This window comes from Neisseria sp. P0021.S006, from assembly GCF_051956895.1.
Map to the genome: position 1 here is coordinate 1 of NZ_JBQCWZ010000708.1, position 715 is coordinate 715.

General features: G+C 55.1%; 1 protein-coding gene. It reads left to right on the forward strand.

From position 1 onward, the window contains the following. Nucleotides 1-8: 8 nt before the first annotated feature. Nucleotides 9-715: DUF692 domain-containing protein (locus ACTHUM_RS16615; RefSeq protein WP_440403506.1), on the forward strand; the 707-nt coding region annotated here is incomplete at its 3' end.

The following is a 715-nucleotide window of genomic DNA, read 5'->3' on the forward strand; positions in this document are numbered from 1 at the left end:
ACATCACCATGATTCAACACGCAGGCTTGGGCTACCGCCGCGACTTGGCGGAAGACTTCCTCTCGCTTTCAGACGACAGCCCGATACGCTTTATCGAAGCCGCCCCCGAAAACTGGCTGAAAATGGGCGGCAGGGCGCGCAAACAGTTTGACCGCGTGGCGGAACGGCTGCCGCTGGCGTTGCACGGATTATCCATGTCGTTGGGCGGACAAGCACCGCTGGATACTGCCTTGATAGACGGAATCAAAGAAATGATGCGCCGTTATGACTGCACGTTTTTCTCCGACCATTTGAGCTATTGCCACGACGGCGGTCATCTTTACGATTTGTTGCCGCTGCCTTTCACTGATGAGATGGTGAAACATACCGCGCGCCGTATCCGCGAAGTGCAAGACCGTTTGGGCTGCCGCATCGCCGTGGAAAACACCTCCTACTACCTGCATTCTCCGCTTGCCGAGATGAACGAAGTCGAGTTCCTCAACGCGGTTGCCCGTGAAGCCGACTGCGGCATTCATTTGGATGTGAACAATATTTACGTCAACGCCGTCAATCACGGCCTGTTGTCGCCCGAAGCCTTTTTAGAAAATGTGGACGCAGAGCGCGTGTGCTATATCCACATTGCCGGACATGACGTCGAAACGCCGGAATTGTTGATTGATACGCATGGCGCGGCGGTTTTGCCGACCGTTTGGGATTTACTCGAACTGGCCTATGC